The organism is Schaedlerella sp. (genome assembly GCF_056796775.1).
Map to the genome: position 1 here is coordinate 1 of NZ_JBQIKP010000094.1, position 4,682 is coordinate 4,682.

At 46.7% G+C, this 4,682-nt stretch carries 4 protein-coding genes; 1 reads left to right on the forward strand and 3 read right to left on the reverse strand.

Translation table 11 applies throughout. The features are described 5' to 3' along the window. Window positions 1-593 precede the first annotated feature (593 nt). Window positions 594-860: a GIY-YIG nuclease family protein gene (locus ACTOY7_RS21355; RefSeq protein ID WP_482584786.1), complete on the forward strand. Its 267-nt coding sequence runs from the start codon at window positions 594-596 to the stop codon at window positions 858-860. A gap of 143 nt (window positions 861-1,003) precedes the next feature. Here the strand turns inward: ACTOY7_RS21355 and ACTOY7_RS21360 are convergent, their stop codons facing one another. From ACTOY7_RS21360 to ACTOY7_RS21370, 3 genes are all read right to left on the reverse strand, one after another. Beyond that, window positions 1,004-1,774 carry a peptidoglycan DD-metalloendopeptidase family protein gene (locus ACTOY7_RS21360; RefSeq protein ID WP_160280938.1) on the reverse strand — a complete coding sequence of 257 codons (771 nt, stop codon included), beginning with the start codon at window positions 1,772-1,774 and terminating at the stop codon, window positions 1,004-1,006. Between the two features lie 66 nt (window positions 1,775-1,840). Beyond that, window positions 1,841-3,118 carry a SpoIID/LytB domain-containing protein gene (locus ACTOY7_RS21365; protein WP_482584785.1) on the reverse strand — a complete coding sequence of 426 codons (1,278 nt, stop codon included), beginning with the start codon at window positions 3,116-3,118 and terminating at the stop codon, window positions 1,841-1,843. A gap of 96 nt (window positions 3,119-3,214) precedes the next feature. Beyond that, window positions 3,215-4,246, reverse strand: a complete 1,032-nt coding sequence (locus tag ACTOY7_RS21370) for a hypothetical protein (RefSeq protein WP_482584784.1) — start codon at window positions 4,244-4,246, stop codon at window positions 3,215-3,217. Window positions 4,247-4,682: the final 436 nt, after the last annotated feature.

Sequence of the window (4,682 nt, forward strand, 5' to 3'; positions counted from 1 at the left end):
TACGATGGTACTTTTGCGACTATTTAATTATCAAGGAGCTCTAACTGTACGATATCACAGGCAGTGCTCCTTTTATAGACGCCGATTATTTGCCGCTTACATAGCAAAAGTGGAAACATATCATTATAAATTCAGTTGGTTCTTTTCTTCATCCGTTATCACTACAACATGTTTTTGATAATCTTCCATCTGGTCGCCGTAGGCAGATAAGATATCCACAAGATTTAATAATACTTTCTCTGATAAATCCTTTACCGCCGCTCTGGTTCTTTAATGTCTGCTTTGGCACATTCATTCTGGTGGATAGGGTTACTGGAACACCCAAAGGGTGTGAACAGTAATGAGCAGGAAAGGCGTATGAATGTTATTTTAAAGCAAATAGACAAGTTCTGCTAATTATGATAACATATGAATTAATTGGAGTATATTTTTGAATACAGAAAAGGGGTAATCTGTTGAATTTTGAATAGGATGAAGAAAAGGGCCAACTGTATTTGAAAAAGCATGGAATTGATTTTGAAACAGCCTGACTCTATAGATGTTGGAGCTCAAATGAATATTACCGGCTATGTTTTTGCTAAGGAGAAATACCAATGAATTATACGTATATCGTGAAATGCCGTGACAGCAGTCTGTATACCGGCTGGACCAATGACCTGGAGCGGCGCATTCGGGAGCACAATGCAGGAAAAGGCGCAAAATATACAAAATCCAGAAGACCGGTCGCGCTCGCCTATTTTGAAGCATTTGAGACCAGGCAGGAAGCCATGAGCCGGGAATACGCCATCAAGCGCCTGAAAAGAGCAGACAAGTTAAAACTCTTGGAATCAGAAGACAATCCAGTCAAAAGCAGGCAGTAACCTTAATCCTTTCAAAAATCATTTTGCAGGTACAAAGAAGCAGAAAAACTGAAATGATGTAAAGTAAAAAAAGAACCAGGCTTTCACAGGTCATCCTGAAAAGTCTGGTTCTTCCGCCTGCTATTCTGAATCTCTGCAGCAGATCACCCTTCTATAAAATCCAGCGGGTTGACCGGTACCTCGTCTTTGAGGATCTCAAAATAGAGATTCGGCCCTTCCATGGAAAAATATTTGGTCGGCTCGCTTAAATATCCGATGGTTGCTCCGGTATCAACATAGTCGCCGATCTGCACCGGCACTTCTTTCAACTGTCCATATACGGCAGTATACCCATTTCCCATATCCAGCGTAACGGTCAGGCCGGTCTGCGCGTCCTGCTCCACATTTGTCACGATTCCGGGCGCTGAGGCCGCGATCGTCTCTCCCACCTCGCCGCCGATGATCAGCGCTGGATTGTATTTATACTGTTCCAGTGTGGAAAAATATACGGTCTGGTCCATGCTGTAATTGATCAGCACCGAACCGCTTGCAGGCCAGTTCAAGATACTCTCCTCTCCAAACCAGACATCTGCGGTGTAGCCGGATGCGGTCACATCCCCTGTATTGCTCTCTTCTGTTTCCGCCTTAGATGTTTCATCCTCAGCCTCTTCTGTTTCATCCTCTTCCTCTTCTGTATCGGATGTATTGCGTTCTGCTTCTGGAAGCACGATGTCGTTTGTCGTCGTTGCTTCACTTTCCTCTTTTGTGAGATCCTCAGTCTGCTCCTCTGCTTCGGCTAACTGCTGTTCCATGCTCTTCTGGTAATTGTTGTAGGTAAATGCTCCAACCATCGCGATCACAGATGCAAAGCAAAGCACCAGAGCGACTGCCGCGCCCTTTCCTTTTAGGAATGACATCTTTTCATTGTTATTCATTTTCATCACCTCTGGCTTATATTTTTACCAGAAATGTGATGGCTTATTCTATTTTCATCGGATTTCTTAATCTAATTTTTCTTTCACAGGGCCGCCGTCCTTCAGGGTGGTGCCTTCGAAGAAAAACTGCAGGATTTCTTCATAGCTTTTTCCTGCCTTTGCCATTTTCTGGGCGGTCCATTGGCTCAGGCCGAGCCCGTGCCCCTTCCCCATCGTCGTAATCCGGAGTTTTCCGTCTGAGTCCTTGATGGAAAATGCACTCGAAGCCAGGGACAATGCATCCCGGAACTGATCGCCGGTGCAGACAGTCTCCCCAATGCGCAGCTGCAGCACATAGCCTGCGGAATCATGGGAAATAATCTCGAAATCGGAGAATTGATAGGTTTTATTTGCGTCCGCCTCTGCCACTGCTACGAGAAATGATTTGCATTTTGATTGTATATCTTTGTACTCAAAGGTCGTGATCTGCATCTCGAAGTCCGCCTCCTTATCCAACGGGCAGTCCCTCACGGCAAGGTAGGGGCAGTTATCCACCCCCAGTACCTCCTGGGCGCTCCGGGTCTGGCCGTTGCTCGACTGATGGAAAGGGGCAAGGGCATAGGTGTCCTGATAAAAAAGGACCTGGTTTTCGGTTTCCCGCATTGCCCGGACCAGATTTTCATAGTAGGAATCCACCTCGGATGTACCGGCTTTTTCTTCCAGCTCATGGCGGGTCAGATAATCCTCTTCCAAAACCTTTTGCTCCGGGACTGGGGCTTCCTGCGGCGGCTGAATGTCATTTTCCTGAGCCGCCTGTGATGGCTGAGCGTCATTTTCCCTGGCGGCGGGCGGCTGGATGCTGGCTTCCCCGGCTGGTGACGGCTGGGCGCTGGCCTCTCCGGCGGACGGCTGGGCGCTGGCCTCTCCGGCTGGCGGCGGCTGGGCGCTGTTTGTCTCCTGGGCATCCAGTTCCTGATAGAGCTTGGTACGGAGTAGTACGGCCTGTGCTTTTAAGAGTTCCATTTCCGCATCTGCGGGAATCTCTTTTCCCATAATACCGATGAAATATTCTTCCCATGGGACCTGCACGATCTCTGTTTCTGGTTCCCGGTCCTCCTGACCGTACCATGCGCCGGAAACATTTTCGGCAGCATTTGTCTCTATTGTGCCGGACTTGTTTTGCAGCTGAGACAGGCCGGACGAAGCTTTCGGTTTTTTAACATTTACGTATACTTCTTCCTTCTTTCCAAGGGATTCAAAATCTTTTCCGTGGACAAATACCGTGACAATATAGGGAAGCAGAAGCATGATCAGACAAAAGGAACCGAATGTTTTCAGCTTCTGCCACGTTGCTCTTTGTCTCATAAAAACAGTCCTCCATATCATATGATATGAGGGACTGTCCTAAAATATTCCAATTATATGAATAAAAGATTTCTTAATATGGCAAAAGATTACCGGTCAGCTCCAAAAATCCTTATTTTCTTGCTCCGGTAACGTAAAATTCACCGGAGATTCCGGTTTGGCTTCGGATGTCTCTTCGGAAGCTTCCGCCTTCGGGGCAGATATATTTTCCGCAATTCCATTGCTTTCCATATTCGGCGTATAGATTCCAGAGCCTGAATTTTCCTGCATCGGCGCCGCCGCAGGAGATTCTCCGTAATTTTCTCCCATCGGTGATACCGGTGGGGTTGGCGGAACCGATGGGGTTGGCGGAACCGTCGGGACTGGCGGGACCGATGGGGCTGGCGGGACTGGCGAAACCGGCGGCTCCGGCGGCGGGACCGGTCCCCTGTAATATGTATCCGGCGGTGGAGACTGCATAAACGGCCGCGGCGCGGGCGGTTCCATTCCCGGGTTGAAGGGATGGTTGCGCATCACGAAAAAGCAGATGGATTCGTAGAGCGGAATCATTGTGCTCAATACCGCATGTACAATGGACATATTTTTCGTCGTAAAGCGCTCCAAAATCTGATGGTTCACTAATACTCCAAAGGTCTTGTAAACCGCGGTATATCCTAAGCTGACTACTGAGAATATCAGAACCAGCACTACGATTCCCATAACAGCGCCTCCGCTCAGGTTCACCCGTCCGTAGGGCAAAAAGGCGCTCTGAAATATTTTGGTCATGGAGCCGACTCCTACAAACCACAGGATCGCATTTAATAAGGAAGATACTGCTCCGTAAAGGAACGGGAGGGCTAAAAGCCAGATCCCCGGATTCTGGATGCTTTTATTTTTGAGGCGGATGCTTCCGGCCAGTTCTCCGTGAAGGTATGTCCTTGCAAATGGAATAAACGCCAGCCATGCATAGTCCATACCCTGGCGCTTCGCCATCGTATACATCCCAATGCCTTTTAATATGTAGCTGAGCAGCGCGAAGATGGCACATACGAGCATTATAATGAAAAGAATCATCATAATGCCGATCAGCGTTGACTCCATGTAGGGGCTGCTGTAATCGTAATAATCATTCATATTGTAGTATTTCATAGTTTCCTCCTGTCTGCTGGTTTAACAACAATGCTTTTTTATTTTATCACAGTTTGGGGCTTTAATCTATAATAAATGTCATATTACCTGCATTCACGATATATAAATATGTTCCAGCTGTGCGGTTGGAATATGTTTTAAATCAGTTAATGCCGTAAATTGGGCTTTTTCATACGGAAAAATTGTTACTATTCACAGTCGATTTAAAATTATAAACACCAGTAGACCAAGGGATTTGAAATAGTCTCTTGGTTTGCTGGTATTATGAACTGACAGTTTATGCAAAGATTTCTTCAACAGTGTAAGGAGCTCCGGCACATAATCTTGAAAGTGCCTCCATTTCGTTTATGTGATTCTTTCTGCACGTTTCCACATAGGTCTTCACTGTCGCATAATACTTTGCGGTTTTTTCGCTGTCAAATTGTCCTGAGATCTT